The organism is Alicyclobacillus shizuokensis NBRC 103103, assembly GCF_001552255.1.
Classification (GTDB): domain Bacteria; phylum Bacillota; class Bacilli; order Alicyclobacillales; family Alicyclobacillaceae; genus Alicyclobacillus_G; species Alicyclobacillus_G shizuokensis.
On the sequence record NZ_BCQV01000129.1, the window covers coordinates 1 to 926 of the forward strand.

General features: G+C 53.9%; 1 protein-coding gene. It reads left to right on the forward strand.

The genetic code is table 11. From position 1 onward, the window contains the following. A partial coding sequence (locus ASH01S_RS17630; RefSeq protein ID WP_067929728.1) for an IS256 family transposase occupies positions 1-890 on the forward strand: 890 nt, incomplete at its 5' end. Positions 891-926: the final 36 nt, after the last annotated feature.

Sequence of the window (926 nt, forward strand, 5' to 3'; positions counted from 1 at the left end):
ACGTGCATGGTGTGAGCACCCGTAAGGTGGACGAGCTGGTGGAGTCGTTGGGTATCGGCGGAATCAGCAAGAGTGGAGTGTCTCGCATCTGCAAGGAACTCGATGAGGTCGTCCAGGCGTTTAAGAATCGCCCGTTAGAAGGTGAGTTCCCTTATGTTTGGCTCGATGCCACGTTCCCCAAGGTCCGTGAGGGTGGTCGGGTCCAGAGTATGGCGTTTGTCATTGCGATTGGTGTGAAAGCCACCGGCGAGCGTGAAGTGTTGGGCTTTGACCTGGGTACCAGTGAAGACGGTTCATTCTGGCTCACTTTCTTACGGAACCTGGTAGCAAGAGGGCTAAGGGGCGTCAAACTGGCGATTAGCGATGCTCATGAAGGACTGCGAGCAGCGATTGAAACGACACTGGTTGGAGCTACATGGCAACGCTGCAGGGTGCATGTGATGCGCAATGTACTGAGTCAGGTGCCAAAGTCCTCGCAAGCTATGGTGTCCTCGATTGTTCGTACGATTTTTGCCCAGCCAACACAGAAGGCAGCGAAAGAACAGCTTGCCCTCGTGGTGGAGCAATTGAAGAACCGTTTCCCGAAGGCGATGGATGTGTTGCAGCGAGCGGAGGAGGACGTGTTGGCGTACATGGCGTTCCCGAAGGAACATTGGCGGCAAATCTGTTCAACGAATCCGCTAGAACGGTTGAACCGAGAAATCCGCCGGCGCATCGATGTGGTTGGGATCTTTCCGAACCGGGACTCTGTAATTCGGCTTGTGGGTACCATTCTCCAAGAGCAACACGATGAATGGAGTATTGCCCGCCGCTATTTCAGCTTGGAGTCCATGGCCAAGCTCACCGGCGACCAAGCGTTACTGGCACCAACTTCAGTATTGCATAAGTGACGCATGTCATATAGAAGATGCACTCGATGAATTTGG